An 18,404-nucleotide genomic window follows, 5' to 3' on the forward strand; every position below is an offset into this window, starting at 1 on the left:
TACAAAAGAAGGGCTTTTCTCCTCTCTTAGAAAAAGATGAGCAGCACTGCTGCGCAAGGGGAGAGATTTATCAACAGTTAGAAATAACCTTCTTGCTTTTTCTTTTCCATCGAGCCTGCTTCATCATGGTCAATCATACGACCTTGACGTTCAGAGCTGGTTGCAAGCAACATTTCTTGGATAATTTCAGGTAGGGTATTTGCCGTTGACTCAACTGCACCCGTAAGTGGGTAACAACCAAGTGTACGGAAACGTACCGATTTCATTTGTGGAACTTCGCCTTCTTTTAAAGGCATACGTTCATCATCAACCATAATCAGCGTGCCACTACGCTCAACCACAGGACGTTCTGCAGCTAAATAAAGTGGAACCAATGGAATACTTTCCAAGTAGATGTATTGCCAAATATCAAGCTCAGTCCAGTTTGATAATGGGAACACACGAATACTTTCACCTTTGTTCACTTTACCGTTGTAAAGATTCCAAAGTTCAGGACGCTGGTTTTTCGGATCCCAACGGTGTTTCGAGTCACGGAATGAATAGACACGTTCTTTAGCACGTGATTTTTCTTCGTCACGACGCGCACCACCAAAAGCTGCATCAAAACCGTATTTATCAAGTGCTTGTTTTAAGCCTTGAGTTTTCATGATGTCGGTATATTTTGAGCTACCATGGTCAAATGGGTTAATGCCCGCATCTTTCCCTTCTTTGTTTTGATGTACGATCAAATCAAAACCATGCGTTTTTGCCATGTTGTCGCGGAAAGCAATCATGTCTTTAAATTTCCAGCCTGTATCTACATGTAGAAGCGGAAATGGAAGTTTGGCAGGATAGAACGCTTTTAACGCCAAATGCAGCATCACTGCTGAATCCTTACCAATAGAATAGAGCATGACTGGGTTTTCAAACTCAGCAGCTACTTCGCGGATAATATGAATACTCTCAGCTTCAAGCTGTTTAAGATGAGTAAGTCTTTCCTCATTTAATGACATTGACAGCACCAACTCACAAAAATCGTGTACTTATTACACATTCAAAAATATATATTCATTATAAAGATTTAGTTATGCACGCTATTGCTTGTTTTATTATATTTATATGCAAAAAGCTCATATAAAACAAAATTGATAAGCCCTATTAGTTTTATTCAACAACTCCAACGCTCAAAATAAATGCAGATATTACATTAACTTCCCCTGTCATATTCAGTGTTTTAAGTACTTTTGTGATTGATATTTCATCTAAGCACTAGCTATGCCACCTGCACTAAAAACTCTACAGTAAATTTTTCATCTACTTATTTTATTCTATGTCTAGACCAAACCTCACAATAGCAACGATAAAAAGTAAATTAGACGCAGCTCAACTGGCTGGGTTCATATATCAACATAATAACCACATGCTGATACTACAAGAAGCACTCAATGAAGCAGGCTCGATCTTTCCCAGCTTTGTACAACATGAACATAGTACAGACCAAATTGGCATGCAATTTGGTCTACGACTTTCGCAGTATGACTGCAAAATTTTGAAGCTTGAATTTTTAATCGGTATTACACATAGAAACCAGGACCGCAGTTATGAAATCGGTATTGGGCATTTAAAAGGAGATGAACAAGCATTTAATCTTAATTACGCTTTTTATAATTATCCCAAAACTTTTTTCATGTTGAGTTGCCCACTCTATGCCACATCCGCCCAACTCCTGTATGAAATTGAACAGCAAATCTTCAATCAACCTAAACTCGATTTTTTAAATACTGCGATCAAAACCAATCCACTAGGTGAACAAGTCGTCTGGATGAAAGATTTTATCTTTCAGCAAGCATTAGACATGAAAGTTCGGATTCAAAAGGCTTTACACTGAATGCTGAAACCATCAAAAAACCCGCATTTCATTGAGAATGAGATGCGGGTTTTGTGTCTCAGTAAACTTAGTTTTTATGACGCATGTGTGGGAACAAAATCACATCACGAATACTCGCTGCATTAGCAAATAGCATCACCAAACGGTCAATACCAATACCCTCACCTGCTGTTGGAGGTAAGCCGTACTCAAGCGCCTCAACAAAGTCTGCATCATAGTGCATTGCTTCATCATCACCTGCGTCTTTTTCTGAAACCTGTGCTTGGAAACGTTCAGCTTGGTCAATCGGGTCATTCAATTCTGAGAAACCATTAGCAAGTTCACGACCACCAATAAAGAACTCAAAACGGTCCGTAATGTGTGGGTTGTGATCATTACGACGTGCCAATGGCGAAGTTTCAGCAGGATATTCTGTAATGAAAGTCGGCTGGCGTAACTGAGTTTCAACAGTTTCTTCAAATACGATAGTTTGCAGTTTGCCCAAACCAAAACCTGGTTTCACCTGTTCTTTCAGTTCTTCCTGCACAAATTTTGCTAAGAACTCACGGTCATTGACATTATCAGGCGTGAACTGTGGGTTGTGCGCAAGAATGGCATCAAACATCGAAATTTTCTTGAATGGACCTTTGAAGCTATACACTTCTTCACCATAAGGCACATCAGTTGAACCCAAAATGTCGAGCGCTAAGCGTTCAAGCATATTTTCAGTCAGTTCCATCAAGTCCTTATAATCTGCATAAGCTTGATAGAATTCAATCATGGTGAATTCTGGGTTATGACGTGTCGAGACACCTTCGTTACGGAAGTTACGGTTAATTTCAAACACACGCTCAAAACCACCGACCACTAAACGTTTTAAGTAAAGCTCAGGCGCAATACGTAAGAAAAGTGGCATATCCAAAGCATTGTGATGTGTTTCAAATGGACGCGCTGACGCTCCACCCGGAATCACATGCATCATCGGTGTTTCTACTTCCATGAAGCGCTGTTCAGTTAAGAATGCACGAATACCTGAAACTACTTTGGCACGGATTTCAAAAGTCTTACGTGTTTCTTCGTTCACAATCAGGTCAAGATAACGCTTACGATATTTGACTTCAGTGTCGTTTAGACCATGGAATTTATCTGGAAGTGGACGAAGTGACTTGGTTAAAAGCTCAAAATGTTCGATATGCACATAAAGGTCACCTTTACCTGAACGACCGATATAACCTTTCACCGCGATAATATCGCCAAGATCTAGGCTCTTAATGGTTTCTAAAGTTTCAGGTGCTAACTCTTTACGCGCCACGTATAACTGGATACGACCTGTCATATCTTGGATCACGATGAATGAACCGCGGTTCAACATCACACGACCCGCTACAGACACATAAACATGCTCGGCTGCTTCAATCTCTTCTTTGCTTTTGTCTGCAAATTGATCTTGTAAGTCTTGCGCATAATGTTCACGTTTAAACGTGTTTGGCCATGGGCTAGTGCCCGTTTGTTTGGCTTGATCTTCAATCTGCTTTAACTTGGCATGACGCTGTGCAATTAAATCGTTTTCGGAAATGGCTTGTTCAGAAGTCGATTGAGCGTTTTGTTGCGTCATCTCTGCCTCGTATATGTATTAAAAAACGGAAGTTGCATAGCATAGCAGAATTCTGGACGAATGAGCATCATCTAAAACCAAGCGATATATAAAAAAGTCTTTGTTCTGTTGATTTCAAACCTAAGAACTAACTGTCGATATACTCAGCTTTTTTCTTAGACCAAAAGCTAACTTCCTTTCAATATGAATCACTCTACAATGAATGTTATAAATCGTGGAAAAGTAAACTTTTCGCCACCAATAAAATAATTTAATTTTTGATTGAATGACAATATATGAGCAGATGCGAATCTAAAATTTTGTTTTTGCATGGATTAGACTCTTCCCGTGAGTCCACCAAATTCCATGCGATTGATGCAAAACAAAAGTTTTGTATCGACATTGATTATCGCTATCTGAACTTTTCTACTGTAGCCAGTTTTTATGACGATATTATTGAGAAAATAAAACCTGAAATTATTGTAGGGCATTGCATTGGGGCATATTGGGCGTTGAAAATGTCACTGACACATCAAATTCCATGTGTAATTGCCAATCCTCGTTTAGCACCAGATTTCCGTGATGATTATCCAAGTATTAATGATACAGACCTAGACCACAACGTTCCCCAAGTCGCCTACTTGGAGCTCGGCGATGAGCTGATTGATATGTATGCGGCACAGGAAATATTAGAAAATTATATGCTGATACAAGCCGTTGAAGGTGGACACCACCGATTACTGAAACCTGAAAATATCAATCAATTGATTGAACACCTAGAACAACAATATTTGTATAAATAAAAAGCCTTGGATCATCCAAGGCTTTTTTAACGCAATTATGCTGCTACAGATTCTGGCTTAGATTTGTCATCTAGTACAGACCAAATTTCTAAACCTAAGTCAGCATGCAAATCAGGTAAATCCAGAAAAATACTTGCACCCAATACTTCATGATGGCATTTTTTCACCAACTGCTTCACTGCTTTTAATGTCCCGCCTGTTGCTAGAACATCATCTACAATTATCACTTTTTGTGATGCTATATTCGCTGCCATTTCTAAGCGATCTAAACCATACTCCAAACTGTAGCCAACGCCTACAACTGGTGGTGGCAGTTTACCCGCCTTGCGTACTAACAACAAACCTTTGCCCAACCGTTGTGCAAGCAAGCTTGCAAGTACAAAACCACGCGCTTCTACAGCAACAAAACTGTCTACCTCAGCCAACTTCTCCGCAGGAATACTTGCAATCAGTGCATCTGTAAGTGGCTCAAGATTACTCATGAATAATGGCGTTAAATCGAAGAAACAAATACCTGGTTTTGGAAAATCTTGGACCGTACGAATGTGAGACCACAGTGTTGTAGACAAGTTGCTCATAGGAGATCAATGAAATTTGAAAAAGAATAGATGAATTTTACAGCAAATCTTGCAGAAAAACAGCCAAAAACTCCCGACATTCCAATACAGAAACTTAGTAAAGTTTTATAAGTCATTGTTTTTAATTATATCATTTATTTATTAAATATTAGGTATATATTTATCTAATCATAAAATAGCAATTTAAAGAAAGATATGCAGCCCGACTTTAGTCTAAGGCATGAATTTTACTGAGATAAAAACTTAAGCGAATACCCTCATTTAAGCAATTTTCATCTCTATATTCTGCATACGCTCAAAATACAATCTGGTTTTAAATGATACGTTTTGTCCTTAGCATCGCTTTTAGCTCAAACATTCAATCATTAAACTCCGATATTTACTTTACATTCGTAATAGAACTGCGTAAAAATTTAGATTACATGAGTATGCTACTAAAGTCAGATCAATAGCATTTTGCTTAATGGATTATTTTGCTGAACCCTTTCTTGTTCAGCGTTTTGGAGAGTCAAATGAAGAAGTATCAATGCATCGTTTGTGGATGGATTTATGACGAAGCAGAAGGTTGGCCGCAAGATGGCATCGTGGCGGGTACCAAATGGGACGATATCCCAGACGATTGGACTTGCCCAGATTGTGGTGTGTCAAAAATTGATTTTGAAATGGTTGAAATCTAATTTCTAATGTTAAAGACCATGCAGCATGGTCTTTTTTTACGTCCTTAAAATAATCTCTGGAGAACCTTATGCATCCCATCGTCATCATTGGCTCAGGTATGGCAGGCTATGCTGTAGCACGTGAATTTCGTAAGCTCAACCCTGAACAAGAACTGCTCATGCTCTGTGCAGATGATGCGACTAACTATGCCAAGCCAACCTTATCCAATGCCTTTGTGGCGAATAAAGCACCTGAACAAATTGCTTTGGGCGATGCTGAGAAAATGGCAGCTCAGCTCAAAATGCAAATTGCTACACACACTTGGGTCAAAGAAATTCATGCAGAACAACAACAGTTGACCTTAATCAAAGATGGTATTGAATCTACACAGCCTTACTCACAATTGGTTTTAGCGGTAGGTGCAAATCCAATTCGCCTTGCGATTGCCGGTGATGGCAGTGAAGATATTCAAGTAGTCAATAACTTAGATGACTACAAAACTTTCAGGGCTGAACTTGAAAAGCGTGCAGATAAGCGTGTCGTGATTTTAGGTGCAGGTCTGATTGGTTGTGAATTTGCCAACGACTTACAACATACAGGTCATCAGACCACAGTAATTGACTTAGCCAATCAACCATTGGGACGTCTCTTACCCGCACATGTTTCCAGTGCGTTTAAGGAAAACCTTGAAGCAACGGGTATACATTTTGTCCTTGGCACCACAGTTGAAAAAGTGTCTAAAATTGAAAATGGCGACTATGTTGTAACTTTAGCCAGCGGTCAGTCTTTAGTGGCAGATGTCGTGCTATCTGCTATTGGCTTACAACCGAGCATTTCCCTTGCAAAGGATGCCGATATCCAAACCAGTCGCGGAATCTTAACCAACGCACAACTTGAAACGAATCAACCTCATATTTATGCCGTAGGTGACTGTGCAGAAGTGAACGGGTTGCTACTGCCTTATGTTATGCCGATCATGCAGCAAGCTCGCGCACTTGCAAAAACCTTAAATGGTGAAAAAACTGCCGTACATTACCCTGCTATGCCTGTTGCAGTGAAAACCCCTGCTGCACCATTGACCGTTTTACCTGCACCAATTGGTGTTGACGTAAACTGGGAAACAGAAGAGTTAGACGATGGCATGATTGCCAAAGCCCTAGATAGTCAAGGTACACTTCGTGGATTCGTACTACTGGGTGCGACGGCTGGAAAACAACGTTTAGCATTGACAAAACTGGTTCCAGACTTGATTCCTGCACAGGTTTAAGGTTTAAATAAAAGGACATTTATAACAATAAATGTCCTTTATGTGAGGATGACAACAATGAATAGCGCACTCCAATATAATCTTTCCCCCTATACCTCCTTCATGCGCGAAACCAAAGTCGACTTAGGTAATGGCATTGAACTCCATGTTGAAATCGGTGGTGAAGATCATCATCCCACCATTGTTTTAATTATGGGTTTGGGAGCGCAACTGCTATTTTGGCCTGACTTTTTTTGTAAATCACTGATTGACCAAGGTTTTCGTATTATTCGCTTTGACAACCGTGATATTGGCTTATCTTCAAAAATTAAACATCAAGGGCCACGTTTAAACACACTTAAACTGATGGGACGCTTTGCTTTAGGTTTAGATAACCGTGGTGCACCCTATGACTTATACGACATGGCAGATGATGTTTCTTTGCTTCTAGACCGTTTAGGTTTGGATGAAAGTTATGTGATTGGTGCATCCATGGGCGGGATGATTGGGCAAATTCTTGCAGCACGTCATCCGCAAAAAGTAAAAAAATTGGGGCTGATGTTCACCAGCAACAATCAACCTCTACTTCCTCCGCCTTTCCCAAAACAACTCTTTAGTCTCATCGGCAGACCTGAATCAACCGATGAAGAAGGAATTGTCAGCCACTCTTTAAAAGTGTTTAAGATCATAGGCTCACCAGGTTATCACAACCAAATAGAAGCAATTCAGACATCTCGCAAATTATATCGTCGAAGTTATTACCCAGCGGGTGTACTTCAACAGTTTTTAGCAATATTATGTACAGGTTCTTTATTGCAACTGGACAAACAGATCCAACAACCAACCCTTGTAGTGCATGGTTCTCGGGATCGTTTACTTCCGCCTAGCCACGGAAAAGCCGTTGCAAAGGCAATTGTGGGTGCTAAATTTGAATTAATTGATGGAATGGGGCATGATATCCCACCGCACTTCATTCCAAATCTTAGCGAATTATTTGCACAACATTTTAAATCATAATCATTAGGACACTATGGCTGCATTACCATCCTTAAGACAGCTGTCATATCTCGTTACACTGTCAGAAACGCTGCATTTTACTGAAGCTGCACGCCGTTCATTTGTAACCCAATCGACTTTGTCGGGTGGGATTATGGAGCTTGAACGCCTACTCGGTGGCGTACTTGTAGAGCGTGATCGTCAAAATGTGCGCTTAACGCCCCTAGGTGAGCAGGTTGTTGCACGTGCTCGTGTTCTACTCGCAGATGCTCAAGACCTGATGCGTTTAAGCCGAGAAATGAGCGAGCCGCTCACTGGTGATTTACATTTAGGTGTTATTCCAACCATTGCTCCGTTTATTTTGGCGCAATTGTTAGATGAAGTGCATAAGCAACTGCCTAAAATTCAATTACATTTGCACGAAGCACAAAGTGAGAAAATTGTAGAAAAACTCGAACATGGCAATTTAGACATGATCGTTTTGGCTCTACCTTTTGATACACGTGGCCTCAAAGTTGCTGAAGTTGCAAAAGAAAGCCTATTCTTAGTGTGCAATAAAGCAGATATTCCAAGTAGCCAAGCGAACAATTTAGATGACTTAGATTTATCGCGTTTAATGTTACTGGAAGAAGGTCATTGTCTGCGCGATCATACGCTCAGCGCCTGCCCGATTGGTGAACGTAAAAATGACCATCGCTTAAAAGCAAGCTCTTTACCGACATTGGTTGAAATGGTATCGGCTAATCTTGGTTTTACTTTATTGCCAGAAATTGCAGTACGTACCAATATGATCAAAGCCAACCCAGACTTACTGGTTAAGCAAATTGAAGCCGCACCAAGCCGTACTTTGGCTTTGGTAACACGTAAAAGCACCCCGTTACAAAGCGAATTTGATGTGTTATTACAAATTCTGCAAAAAATTACTCAAGATCTGCACTAACCTTATTTTAGTGCATAAAAAAGGAGTCAAACATGACTCCTTTTTTTGTGCCTGAATCTTTTACAGATTCAGGCACAATCCCTAAAATTATTTAATCACATCGAGTAAATAACGCTGTGCATTATGCTCGGTTTCACCCTCCGCAGGCGTCGCACGTATCCATGTTCCGTCACCCTGTAATAACCACGCTTGTTGGTTATCTTGTAAATAAGTTAACAAACCCTGCTGATAAATACGTTTTTTCAAAGCAGGATCTTCAATTGGGAAACATGCCTCAACACGATTAAACAAATTTCGATCCATCCAGTCGGCACTCGACCCATAAATACGCGCATCGCCATTATTACTAAAGTAGAAAACGCGCGTATGTTCTAGGAAACGTCCCACGATTGAACGTACACGAATATTTTCTGAAAGTCCTGGCAAACCCGGACGTAGACAGCAAATAGAACGAATAATGAGATCAATTTGCACACCTGCCTGCGATGCCTCATACAGTTTATTGATCAGTTGCACCTCGGTCAGCGCATTCACTTTCACAATAATTTGTGCTTTCTTGCCTGCTTTGGCATTGGCAATTTCATCATCAATAAAGTTGATCAGTTGAGCATGCAGCGTAAAAGGTGCATGAAGTAGCTTTTTCAGCTTCGCCATTTTCCCCATACCTGTTAACTCTTGGAAAATACGGTGTACATCTTCACACAACTCTTTATCGGTGGTGAGCAAGCCATAATCGGTATAAATTCGCGCATTACCCGCATGGTAGTTACCCGTTCCCAAGTGCACATAACGAACAAGTTTATTATTTTCACGGCGTACCACAAGAATCATTTTGGCATGGGTTTTATAGCCCACAATGCCGTAAACAACTACTGCACCCGCTTCTTGTAACACATTCGCAACTTCAATATTTGACTCTTCATCAAAACGCGCACGTAGCTCAATCACTGCGGTAACTTCTTTCCCATTACGCGCCGCTTCTGCTAGGACTTGTACAATTTCAGAGTCTGCACCACTGCGGTAGAGGGTTTGTTTAATCGCCAACACTTGTGGATCACGAGCCGCCTCACGCAATAAGTTAATCACAGGTGCGAAAGACTCAAACGGATGATGTAGTAAAATGTCCTGTTTCTGCATGGCAGAAAACATACTTTCCGACTTTTTCAATACTTTAGGAATAACTGGAATATGCGCATCATAACGTAGATGCGGACGTTTAAAATTGGACAATAGACGTGCTAAATTTACAGGCCCTTCAACTTTGTATAACTGCTCCTCATGTAAATCAAATTCATCAAGCAAGTAGTTATAAATATGCGCTGGACAGTTTTGTGTCACTTCTAGACGTACTGCACGACCAAAACGACGTGAGCTCAACTCGCCTTTCAGTGCCTTGGCTAAGTCTTCCACATCTTCATTGAGCGCCAAGTCGGCATTCCGTGTTACACGGAACTGATAACAGCCTGTCGCAGTCATACCTGGGAACAAATCAGATACATGCTCATGAATAATCGCTGAAAGCATCACATGGTGTTCTTTTCCACCTGTGAGTTCATCAGGTAAACGCACCACACGTGGCAAAGAACGTGGAGCAGGAACAACGGCCAAATCAATCTGACGACCAAATGCGTCTTTGCCTTCCAAAGTCACAATAAAGTTGAGGCTTTTATTGACTAAACGCGGGAACGGGTGCGCAGGGTCTAAGCTAATCGGAGTTAAAACAGGTGCGACCTGTTCCTGAAAATATTTTTTCACCCATGACGACTGTGCAGGCGTCAATTCCCCACGGCGTAGGAAGCAAATGTCTTCTTCACGCAGTTTTGGCAAAATTTCTTCATTCAGAATGCGGTACTGACGTTCTATCGCTGCATGTGCAGTCTGCGAAATTTGGTCGAGTACTTGACGAGGGGTTAAACCATCAGGGCTACGGCTTTCATTGCCTAAACTCAGTTGCTCTAAAACCCCTGCAACACGAATTTCAAAGAACTCATCTAAATTGCGTGAAAAAATCAGTAAAAAATTCATCCGTTCTAAAAGCGGATGTAAAGGGTCTACAGCTTGTTCCAAAACCCGTAAATGGAAATCTAATATTGATAACTCACGGTTAATATAGCGGTCGTTATATGCATATTCAGGTTGTAATATAGGAGATGTGCTTGCTGCCGTATTCATAGCTAACCTTTGATTATTTGAATGCGTTTTATCATGATAAGTATGCTTCAATTTTGTGACAATTTCATAAAAAAAGCCCATTAATTTGGGCTTTTTCACAACAAAGTAATTATGGGATATCGCTATAACGCATGTACTTTCGGATCATGCGCTCGCGGTTTTGTAACTTACGGTCATTTTGATGATCTTGGTAATATTTTGGATTAGGTAAAATGGCCGCTAAAAAGACTGCTTGCTCACGACTTAGACTACGGGAGCTTTTACCAAAGTAATGTTGGGTTGCCGCTTCAATGCCATAAATATTATCGCCAAACTCTACCGAGTTCAGATATACCTCTAAGATGCGTTCTTTACTCCACATCCGCTCCATCATCCAAGTTGCAACAGCTTCTTGACCTTTACGAATAAATGAACGTTTGTTATATAAAAATAAGTTTTTTGCCAACTGCTGCGAAATAGTTGAACCACCTGCAACTACCTTGCCCGTGTCATTATTACGTTCGAGCGCTGCTTGAATCCCGTCCCAGTCAAAACCATGATGTTGCATAAATTTGCCATCTTCAGCCGCAACAATGGCCTTTTTCATGTATTCACTGATCTCATCATAATCACGCCATTCGTGTTGAATCGGTTTAGACGGCTCAGACCAATAATCAATCCGCATAAACATCGTGGTTTCCACTGGCTTGTAACGCCACCACGCAAGGCTTGCAAAAATCCACAACTGTACCAAAAGCACGAAGCTGATAACGACTAACAAACTACGAACAATAAAAACTTTCATGCCAGTGGCTTACTCCAAAAATCATTTTTATTCATGCTAAGCTTGGGCAATATAGCAAAATTTTAGCAAGAATAGCATGACCGAGCTTACACCTCCTCAAATCAAAACAAAATTCGACGTACATTTATGGTGGATTACCGCCCTCATTATTACCATCAATGTTGGATTGTTTTTTTGGCAAGTCCTACATGGCATGGATGTCAGTAATCCAAGCACGGCTGATGCCATCCGCTGGGGAGCAGACTATGCACCGCTCACCTTCTTGGCTGAACCGATACGCTTATTGAGCAGTATGTTCTTTCATTTTGGTTTGGTTCACCTGATGTTGAACATGTGGGCACTGTATATTTTTGGTAGTGTGCTGGAGCAAATGTTTGGACGTGTCTATTTTCTTGCACTATATGCCCTTGCTGGTCTCATGGGGAGCTTGCTCAGTGGTTATCTCGCCATTCAAGACAGTTATGAACTGCTCCGTATTGGCGTAGCAAATCCAGAGTTGTTACCACGAGTAGGTGCAGGGGCTTCAGGTGCTGTCATGGGACTGGGTTCAGCACTGACGGTTCTATCCCTACTACCGATGCTCCCACAGCAACGTTTTATTTTAGATAAAAAGACTTTACTGATCGTGATGGGAATCAACTTAGCCATGGGCTTTATGATTTCAGGGATTAATAATGCCGCACATATTGGCGGCATGTTGATGGGTGCTGTTTTGGCGGCACTTTGGTATCTCTCCCAAAAAAACCAACAGCGTTGGATTATGCCACTGAGCCTTGTTTTGGCGGCCTGTGGCTCGTATTGGTTTTACTTACACTGCCAAAACCTGGTAACCCACATTCAGCCCCTATGGTCTGAAGTATTAATGATGATGCGCCAACAGCTCAATTTCTAAGATTTAACTCTTCACGCATTAAGAGATCAATCACGATTGATTGATCTCTCTCAAACTTTGTAAGGGTGGAATATCACTGAGATAACTCAAGCGATAACGCCCAATCAATGTACAAAGTACAGTCATAAAGAGCGGTAAAATGAGCCAGATTTCCCAGTGTGGCTGAATGGCTAAGCCCATGCGATAACATGCGACCGCACTTATCGCTTCAGCAAACAAACAAGAAACTACACCCGCCATAAAACCAATAAAGCCAATTTCTAAGCTAAGCATAGTTTTAAGTTTTTGCTTGGAACCCCCAAATGAGCGCAACAATGCGACTTCACGTTTACGCTCATCCATAAGTAAGTTCAGGCAAGCAATTAAAACCAAAATGCCCGAAATGCTCACTAAAACTGCAAGGATCGTGACAATCTGTACCAGTACCGTCACGATGCGCTTAATTTCATCTAAAATTAAACTGACATCAATAAAGACGGTATTGGAAAATTGTTGAATGATACTGACCAATTTCGCTTTGTCTGACTCAGGCACATAGAAACTGCCCAAATAACTGCCCGCATTTTCATCCATAGTTTGGGGCGCAAAAATAAAGAAGAAGTTTGGGCTAAAACTTTCCCATTCCACGGTTCTTAAATTTGCCACTTTGGCATGAATAACCCCCTCTGGTAAGCTAAAGGTCAGTTGATCCCCCACTTTTATCCCAAGCTCTGTTGCGGTATTGGCTTCCACCGAAACTTGCCCTTTTGCTGTCAGTTTTGATACTCCAGAGACAATCACATTGTCTTTAGGATAACGGTCTGCTTGGGTTAAATTTAACTCGCGACGTAAGGAATTATTTTGCTTCACCAAATCCGCAGCAAAAGGCTGTCCATTTTTGGCAATCAGCCTGCCCCGAATATTGGGATAGAGCGGCGTACTATTCCAATGGTTTTGTTCAATTTTCGCTTTTAACTCAGGCATGTCAAAAGGCGGTAAACCATATACAAACTGATTCGGCGTTCCTATAGGAATTTGCTGTTGCCAACGTTCTAACAAATCGGTTCGTAATACGGCTAAGACCGTAATTAAACTGAGCCCCAAAGCCAAAGCGGTAATCTGAAACGCAGTTTGGTAAGGTGTACGGACATAGGCAGAAACCGCATTTTTCAAGCCGCGCAGGAACTTCAAACTCAGCCAGACCACAACGTATAACACTGCACACAGAATAATAATTGCCCCAATCACCATGGCTGTCAGTACCATGTTTTCAGTCAGAACAATGCTAAATAATACCAGACTTGCCGTGCCTGCAAGTAACATCCAAAACATAGACGAAACTGATTTTTCTTGACTGCGAATGACACGGATCGGTGGAGTATTTAACAGTTCCCAAAAACTAGGTAAGACAAAACCCAGTAGTACTACGGCACTGGTCAACATGGCAATCGGAATCGGCCCGAGCAGCATATCCCACGCCGAAAACGCAATACTTAAGTGTGGTATCAGTTGTAACATCAACTGTAACAAGCCATAACCTAGCCCGACACCCACGGCACTCCCGACCAGCATGGCAAGCAAGAACACCACACCCAACAAGCTAAGATAAGCCCAAAGAATTTGTGACTTCGCAGCCCCCATACAACGTAATAGCGCAATGTGATCTTGGTTTTGTTGTACAAAGCGTTGGCTGGTCAAAGCAATCGCAATTCCACACAGTAAAATCGTTAAGATATTCGCCAACTGCAAAAATGTGTCCAAATTTTCAATCGGTTTCATTAAACGGGTATTACCCTCACTGGCATTGCGTAAGCGTAAGCTGTTTTGTGTTTCTTTCGCATTAGGACTTTGATTTGTCGCACTGACATCTTCAGACGCTACATTTTGCTGCTTAAAATTTGCTTCAAACTGCTGGGTATCTTGTGTTGCACCTGCCATCAGTAAACGATATTCAATGCGACTACCGACTTGTATAGCATTGGTCTTGGCAATATCCGCTTGTGAAATAATCACCGTTGGCGAGAAACCGGAAAAACCTAACTCCTGATTGGAGTCATGCTCAATCAAGCCTGTAATCTTAAACACACCATCTGCAATATTGAGTTGATCACCCAATTTGACTTGTAGCAAATCCATAGCACGCCGGCTCAACCACACTTCACCCGAGGCAATGTGCTTCGCAATTGGCTGAATGCGTAACTCTCCACGTAGAGGAAAAGCTTGATCAATCGCTTTGACATTGACCATAACAAACTGATCATTGGTATATGCCATCGAACTAAAGACAGTGACTTCGGATTGTTTTAAATCAAGCGCTGTCGCTTGTGCTTTCCATTTCGGATCGAGCTTTTCGCTGTCCGTTAGAACCAAATCCCCTGCTAACATCTCAGCGGCTTGCAACGCTACGGCGTTCTGAATTTGTTCATTACTAAACTTTAGTGCAGTCGTGGCGCTGATCGCGAGAATCAACGCAATAATCAATAAATACACACCACTACTTTTAAAACTTTGCTTCAGTAAGGGTTGAAATAAAGAATTCATTTTATCCTCCCGTTCGAGGATGTTCGATCAACTGCCCATCGAGTAATTCAAAATGCCGTTGGCACTGCTCCGCAAGCGTATGATCATGCGTTACTAAAATCAGGGTCGTACCCAACTCACGGTTCAATTGAAACAATAGTTGCTCAATTTCTCGCGCAGTTTGACTGTCCAAATTTCCTGTTGGTTCATCGGCAAAAATAATTTTTGGTTCAGCAATCAGCGCACGGGCAATCGCAACCCGCTGCTGCTCCCCACCCGAAAGTACCTTCGGTGTTTGGCTGGCCTGTCGCTCTAAGCCAACTTTTTGCAATAAACTCAAAGCACGACGTTCAGCTTCGACAAAGTTAAATGAACGATGAAGCCGTAGCGGGAGCATCACATTTTCAACCGCGGTCAGATGAGGTAGAAGTTGAAAGGACTGAAACACAAAACCAATATGCTTTAGGCGAACTTCTGCGCGCTGCTCTTCATTGAGTTTGGAAATACTTTCACCACAAACACTTAACTCACCACTGCTGGCCTGATCCAAAGTCGCCAATATACCAAGCAGTGTGGACTTTCCTGAACCTGAACGCCCTGTAATGGCCACTTGTTCACCTGCTGTGATACTCAGATTCAAATCTGAAAAAATAGTGAGTTCTTTTTGTGGAAGTTTAATCTTTTGTGTCAGTTGCTGGGCAGAAATAATCACTTGTGGCATGATGTTTACATTACTTTGAACTTGGGTCATAACATCCCTATATGCAAATATTCGTGCAAAATCGCAAATTTAAAAAACGCATAAATTCATACTTGGTTTTGATTGCACTGTGCATGAGCCCCACTTGGGTTTTTGCAAAAACCGTGATGGTTTTAGGAGATAGCATTAGTGCAGGTTATGGCATAGAACCACAGCAAGCATGGGTAAATTTACTGCAAAAACGGTTAAACCAACAGTATCCGAAACAACACAAAGTGGTCAATGCCAGTGTGAGTGGTGAAACCACCAGTGGTGCTTTAGCTCGTTTACCCAAACTGTTGCAAACGCATAAGCCGAATGTTGTGGTGATTGAGCTTGGCGGGAATGATGGACTGCGTGGTCAGCCCCCTCAAATGATTCAAAAAAATTTAGCGCAATTGATCCAACAGAGTCAAAAAGCCCATGCCACCGTGGTTGTTTTGGGAATGAAAATACCGCCAAACTATGGCACCGCCTATAGCAAGGCTTTTGAAAATAATTACAAAGTGGTCAGTCAACAATACAAAGTGAAATTACTGCCCTTTTTCTTAGAAGGTGTCGCTGGAAATAAAAGCCTGATGCAAAAAGATTTGGTCCACCCAAATGCCAAAGCACAGCCTATTTTATTAAATTTAGCTTATCCCTATATAAAAGGCGCTTTATAAAGCGCCTTTTAATCTGACCTTCTTCACTGATCAGAAGTCAAAAAAAACCACTTCACCACTTTCAAGTGAATACTCAGCACCAACCACTTGTAACTTGCCTTTGGCAATCAAACTCTCAAGCACAGCTGAACCATGACGTAACTGATTTACAGAGGCAAATACATTTGAACGCACCGCATGTTTAGACAGTTTGCATAAGTCATGTTTCAATTCGGTTTGCATCAAAGTTTCAACCGAAGGGCGTACACGGTTTACAATCGACATCAGGTTTGCAGAAGGTGGGCTATCTGGGTTCATCAAAGTATCAATCGTAGCTTGAATCGCACCACAGTGACTATGACCAAGTACCACAACCACCGCACAGTCATAACGTTCGGCAGCAAACTCCACGCTGCCAACTTGTGATGGTGCAACCACGTTGCCTGCAACACGAATCACAAAAAGATCACCCAAACCTTGGTCAAACACCATTTCAGCAGGTACGCGTGAATCAGAGCAACCCAGCACAATGGCAAATGGATTTTGATCTTCAGCCATTTCTGCCCGTTCATGGTGAGACAGTTGTTTATGGTGGGTTGTCTCACCCGCTACAAAACGTTGGTTACCCTGTTTAAGACGGCTTAAAGCTTCTTGAGCTGTTAGCATTCCTTTTTCCCACCCGATTGTTGTTAAGTCGCAATAGTTTAATCTTAGAGAAATTGATTGTCACTTGCAAAAAACATAGCTGCATATTTTTTTAATTTTTCTTGAATTTGCATTTTAGCTCAGCAGAATAGATATCCAGTTCACACTTTATCTAAATGCGGTATATCCTTTCAAACAAATAATTAATGACATTTGCATAAAAGCGATTAGAATCAAACAGACCCTTAAATAAAAATAAAAACTATTCAAAATCAGAGCATTTTTATCTTATTCGGTCAGTTTTTTCATTCATCTCCGTTTAAGGATGAACCATGATGATGCGCTCAAACCCCCTCTTAAAATACTGTTTAAAAGTCAGCATACTGACGTGGGCATTGTCTTTTTCTTTCGCCAGTCATGCGGTGGAAAATACCATCATCAAAGACAAACTCAGTTTACAAAGCTACCTCGTTCAAGAGCGTGTTACTGCTGGCTTAAAATCCAAAACCCTTAAAGTCGATGATATTGTCTGGGCATATAATGAAGGCGGAGCAGCCGATAAACCAACGATTTTACTGATTCATGGTTTTGCTGGAAATCGGGACAATTGGAATCGTGTAGCACAGTTTCTAACGCCTTATTATCATGTAATTATTCCCGACCTTCCAACCAACGGCGATACCAAAGTCCCAGATGATTTTGATATTTCTATGCCGAATGTAACTGAGCGCTTACGCCGTTTTGTTGAAGCCATTCATATACAAGATAAGCTGAATGTTGCAGGACATTCCATCGGTGGTTCAATTGCAACGCTATATGCTGCGCAATATCCTTTTGACACGCAAAGTTTATTTTTATTGAACAGCGCAGGGATTTATAAAAATGCTAACACCAACTATGCCAAAGACCCGCAATATTTAAAGCACTTGATTGTGAGTAAACCGGGCGATTTAGATGATGTGATGCAACGTGTCATGCAAACCCCAATCAAAATGCCCTATTATTTAAAACGCGCCCAAGAAAAACAGTTAATTACTCAAGCTGAGAAAAACAGCAAAGTCATTGATCAATTGGTGACCTTAAACCGCATTTATACGACCGACTCTTTTGCCCGAGTAACCCGTAACATTGAAGCGCCCACCCTCATTTTGTGGGGTAAGCAGGACAAAATTATTAATGTCGAAGTGGCGAATGAACTCAAATCCTTATTGAAACGTGCTGAAGCTCCTGTCATCCTTAACAATGTTGGTCATATGCCACTTTTGGAAGCAGAACAGGCCGTTGCACAGCACTACCTACCTTTTCTTGCAAAAACCCAAAAGTTAAAAAACCCATTGGCTGATAAACTGATTCCACTAAATTAATTTTG

Annotated in this window: 17 protein-coding genes; 9 read left to right on the forward strand and 8 right to left on the reverse strand. The window is 41.3% G+C overall.

Going from position 1 to position 18,404, the window contains the following annotated elements; translation table 11 throughout:
- Window positions 1-77: 77 nt before the first annotated feature.
- Entirely contained in the window at window positions 78-992 is a 915-nt protein-coding gene (gene cysD / locus B9T36_RS05045; RefSeq protein ID WP_004694369.1) for a sulfate adenylyltransferase subunit CysD, read from the reverse strand.
- A gap of 317 nt (window positions 993-1,309) precedes the next feature.
- Between cysD and B9T36_RS05050 the strand changes: the two genes are divergently transcribed.
- Window positions 1,310-1,867 carry a hypothetical protein gene (locus tag B9T36_RS05050; RefSeq protein ID WP_086208454.1) on the forward strand — a complete coding sequence of 186 codons (558 nt, stop codon included), beginning with the start codon at window positions 1,310-1,312 and terminating at the stop codon, window positions 1,865-1,867.
- 67 nt (window positions 1,868-1,934) lie between these two features.
- Here B9T36_RS05050 and lysS read toward each other — a convergent pair whose 3' ends face one another.
- Entirely contained in the window at window positions 1,935-3,461 is a 1,527-nt protein-coding gene (lysS, locus tag B9T36_RS05055; protein WP_086208455.1) for a lysine--tRNA ligase, read from the reverse strand.
- A gap of 275 nt (window positions 3,462-3,736) precedes the next feature.
- Between lysS and B9T36_RS05060 the strand changes: the two genes are divergently transcribed.
- On the forward strand, window positions 3,737-4,243 hold the full coding sequence (locus B9T36_RS05060) for a YqiA/YcfP family alpha/beta fold hydrolase (RefSeq protein ID WP_086208456.1): 507 nt from the start codon (window positions 3,737-3,739) through the stop codon (window positions 4,241-4,243).
- A gap of 35 nt (window positions 4,244-4,278) precedes the next feature.
- On the opposite strand, the gene B9T36_RS05065 is transcribed toward B9T36_RS05060, so the two are convergent.
- Complete coding sequence (locus tag B9T36_RS05065; protein ID WP_086208457.1) at window positions 4,279-4,821, reverse strand: adenine phosphoribosyltransferase; 543 nt, start codon at window positions 4,819-4,821, stop codon at window positions 4,279-4,281.
- Window positions 4,822-5,333: 512 nt separating this feature from the next.
- On the opposite strand from B9T36_RS05065, the gene rubA reads away from it, so the two are divergent.
- The 4 genes from rubA (at window position 5,334) to oxyR (ending at window position 8,660) form a co-directional block, all read left to right on the forward strand.
- A complete protein-coding gene (rubA, locus tag B9T36_RS05070; protein ID WP_004694381.1) occupies window positions 5,334-5,498 on the forward strand; it encodes a rubredoxin RubA in 165 nt (54 codons plus the stop codon).
- Between the two features lie 68 nt (window positions 5,499-5,566).
- Window positions 5,567-6,745: an NAD(P)/FAD-dependent oxidoreductase gene (locus tag B9T36_RS05075; protein WP_086208458.1), complete on the forward strand. Its 1,179-nt coding sequence runs from the start codon at window positions 5,567-5,569 to the stop codon at window positions 6,743-6,745.
- 57 nt (window positions 6,746-6,802) lie between these two features.
- The gene (estB, locus tag B9T36_RS05080; protein WP_086208459.1) at window positions 6,803-7,741 is read left to right on the forward strand and encodes an esterase EstB; all 939 of its coding nucleotides are present in this window, start codon (window positions 6,803-6,805) and stop codon (window positions 7,739-7,741) included.
- A gap of 13 nt (window positions 7,742-7,754) precedes the next feature.
- Entirely contained in the window at window positions 7,755-8,660 is a 906-nt protein-coding gene (oxyR, locus tag B9T36_RS05085) for a LysR family transcriptional regulator OxyR (protein WP_086208460.1), read from the forward strand.
- Between the two features lie 87 nt (window positions 8,661-8,747).
- On the opposite strand, the gene ppk1 is transcribed toward oxyR, so the two are convergent.
- Together ppk1 and mtgA are read right to left on the reverse strand one after the other, a co-directional pair.
- Window positions 8,748-10,832 (reverse strand): polyphosphate kinase 1, encoded by a 2,085-nt coding sequence (gene ppk1, locus B9T36_RS05090; protein WP_086208883.1) that lies wholly within the window; start codon window positions 10,830-10,832, stop codon window positions 8,748-8,750.
- Window positions 10,833-10,941: 109 nt separating this feature from the next.
- Window positions 10,942-11,616, reverse strand: a complete 675-nt coding sequence (gene mtgA / locus B9T36_RS05095; RefSeq protein WP_086208461.1) for a monofunctional biosynthetic peptidoglycan transglycosylase — start codon at window positions 11,614-11,616, stop codon at window positions 10,942-10,944.
- Between the two features lie 76 nt (window positions 11,617-11,692).
- Here mtgA and B9T36_RS05100 point away from each other — a divergent pair, with 76 nt between their 5' ends.
- Window positions 11,693-12,508, forward strand: coding sequence for a rhomboid family intramembrane serine protease (locus B9T36_RS05100; protein WP_086208462.1), 816 nt, complete (start codon window positions 11,693-11,695; stop codon window positions 12,506-12,508).
- 30 nt (window positions 12,509-12,538) lie between these two features.
- Here the strand turns inward: B9T36_RS05100 and B9T36_RS05105 are convergent, their stop codons facing one another.
- Together B9T36_RS05105 and B9T36_RS05110 are read right to left on the reverse strand one after the other, a co-directional pair.
- A complete protein-coding gene (locus B9T36_RS05105; RefSeq protein ID WP_086208463.1) occupies window positions 12,539-15,028 on the reverse strand; it encodes an ABC transporter permease in 2,490 nt (829 codons plus the stop codon).
- 1 nt (window position 15,029) lies between these two features.
- The gene (locus tag B9T36_RS05110) at window positions 15,030-15,758 is read right to left on the reverse strand and encodes an ABC transporter ATP-binding protein (protein ID WP_086208464.1); all 729 of its coding nucleotides are present in this window, start codon (window positions 15,756-15,758) and stop codon (window positions 15,030-15,032) included.
- An 11-nt stretch (window positions 15,759-15,769) separates the two neighbouring features.
- On the opposite strand from B9T36_RS05110, the gene B9T36_RS05115 reads away from it, so the two are divergent.
- Window positions 15,770-16,411, forward strand: a complete 642-nt coding sequence (locus tag B9T36_RS05115; RefSeq protein ID WP_086208465.1) for an arylesterase — start codon at window positions 15,770-15,772, stop codon at window positions 16,409-16,411.
- 30 nt (window positions 16,412-16,441) lie between these two features.
- Here the strand turns inward: B9T36_RS05115 and B9T36_RS05120 are convergent, their stop codons facing one another.
- Window positions 16,442-17,056 carry a carbonic anhydrase gene (locus B9T36_RS05120; protein ID WP_086208466.1) on the reverse strand — a complete coding sequence of 205 codons (615 nt, stop codon included), beginning with the start codon at window positions 17,054-17,056 and terminating at the stop codon, window positions 16,442-16,444.
- Window positions 17,057-17,367: 311 nt separating this feature from the next.
- Here B9T36_RS05120 and B9T36_RS05125 point away from each other — a divergent pair, with 311 nt between their 5' ends.
- Window positions 17,368-18,399 carry an alpha/beta fold hydrolase gene (locus tag B9T36_RS05125; protein WP_086208467.1) on the forward strand — a complete coding sequence of 344 codons (1,032 nt, stop codon included), beginning with the start codon at window positions 17,368-17,370 and terminating at the stop codon, window positions 18,397-18,399.
- The last annotated feature ends 5 nt before the right edge of the window (window positions 18,400-18,404 follow it).

The sequence above is a fragment of the Acinetobacter sp. ANC 4204 genome, from assembly GCF_002135205.1.
Classification (GTDB): Bacteria; Pseudomonadota; Gammaproteobacteria; order Pseudomonadales; family Moraxellaceae; genus Acinetobacter.

Excerpts from the sequence above, each read along its gene's own strand:
- cysD (WP_004694369.1), bottom strand. The coding sequence starts at position 992 with ATGTCATTAAATGAGGAAAGACTTACTCATCTTAAACAGCTTGAAGCT.
- B9T36_RS05050 (WP_086208454.1), top strand. The coding sequence starts at position 1,310 with ATGTCTAGACCAAACCTCACAATAGCAACGATAAAAAGTAAATTAGAC.
- lysS (WP_086208455.1), bottom strand. The coding sequence starts at position 3,461 with ATGACGCAACAAAACGCTCAATCGACTTCTGAACAAGCCATTTCCGAA.
- B9T36_RS05060 (WP_086208456.1), top strand. The coding sequence starts at position 3,737 with ATGAGCAGATGCGAATCTAAAATTTTGTTTTTGCATGGATTAGACTCT.
- B9T36_RS05065 (WP_086208457.1), bottom strand. The coding sequence starts at position 4,821 with ATGAGCAACTTGTCTACAACACTGTGGTCTCACATTCGTACGGTCCAA.
- rubA (WP_004694381.1), top strand. The coding sequence starts at position 5,334 with ATGAAGAAGTATCAATGCATCGTTTGTGGATGGATTTATGACGAAGCA.
- B9T36_RS05075 (WP_086208458.1), top strand. The coding sequence starts at position 5,567 with ATGCATCCCATCGTCATCATTGGCTCAGGTATGGCAGGCTATGCTGTA.
- estB (WP_086208459.1), top strand. The coding sequence starts at position 6,803 with ATGAATAGCGCACTCCAATATAATCTTTCCCCCTATACCTCCTTCATG.
- oxyR (WP_086208460.1), top strand. The coding sequence starts at position 7,755 with ATGGCTGCATTACCATCCTTAAGACAGCTGTCATATCTCGTTACACTG.
- ppk1 (WP_086208883.1), bottom strand. The coding sequence starts at position 10,832 with ATGAATACGGCAGCAAGCACATCTCCTATATTACAACCTGAATATGCA.
- mtgA (WP_086208461.1), bottom strand. The coding sequence starts at position 11,616 with ATGAAAGTTTTTATTGTTCGTAGTTTGTTAGTCGTTATCAGCTTCGTG.
- B9T36_RS05100 (WP_086208462.1), top strand. The coding sequence starts at position 11,693 with ATGACCGAGCTTACACCTCCTCAAATCAAAACAAAATTCGACGTACAT.
- B9T36_RS05105 (WP_086208463.1), bottom strand. The coding sequence starts at position 15,028 with ATGAATTCTTTATTTCAACCCTTACTGAAGCAAAGTTTTAAAAGTAGT.
- B9T36_RS05110 (WP_086208464.1), bottom strand. The coding sequence starts at position 15,758 with ATGACCCAAGTTCAAAGTAATGTAAACATCATGCCACAAGTGATTATT.
- B9T36_RS05115 (WP_086208465.1), top strand. The coding sequence starts at position 15,770 with ATGCAAATATTCGTGCAAAATCGCAAATTTAAAAAACGCATAAATTCA.
- B9T36_RS05120 (WP_086208466.1), bottom strand. The coding sequence starts at position 17,056 with ATGCTAACAGCTCAAGAAGCTTTAAGCCGTCTTAAACAGGGTAACCAA.
- B9T36_RS05125 (WP_086208467.1), top strand. The coding sequence starts at position 17,368 with ATGATGATGCGCTCAAACCCCCTCTTAAAATACTGTTTAAAAGTCAGC.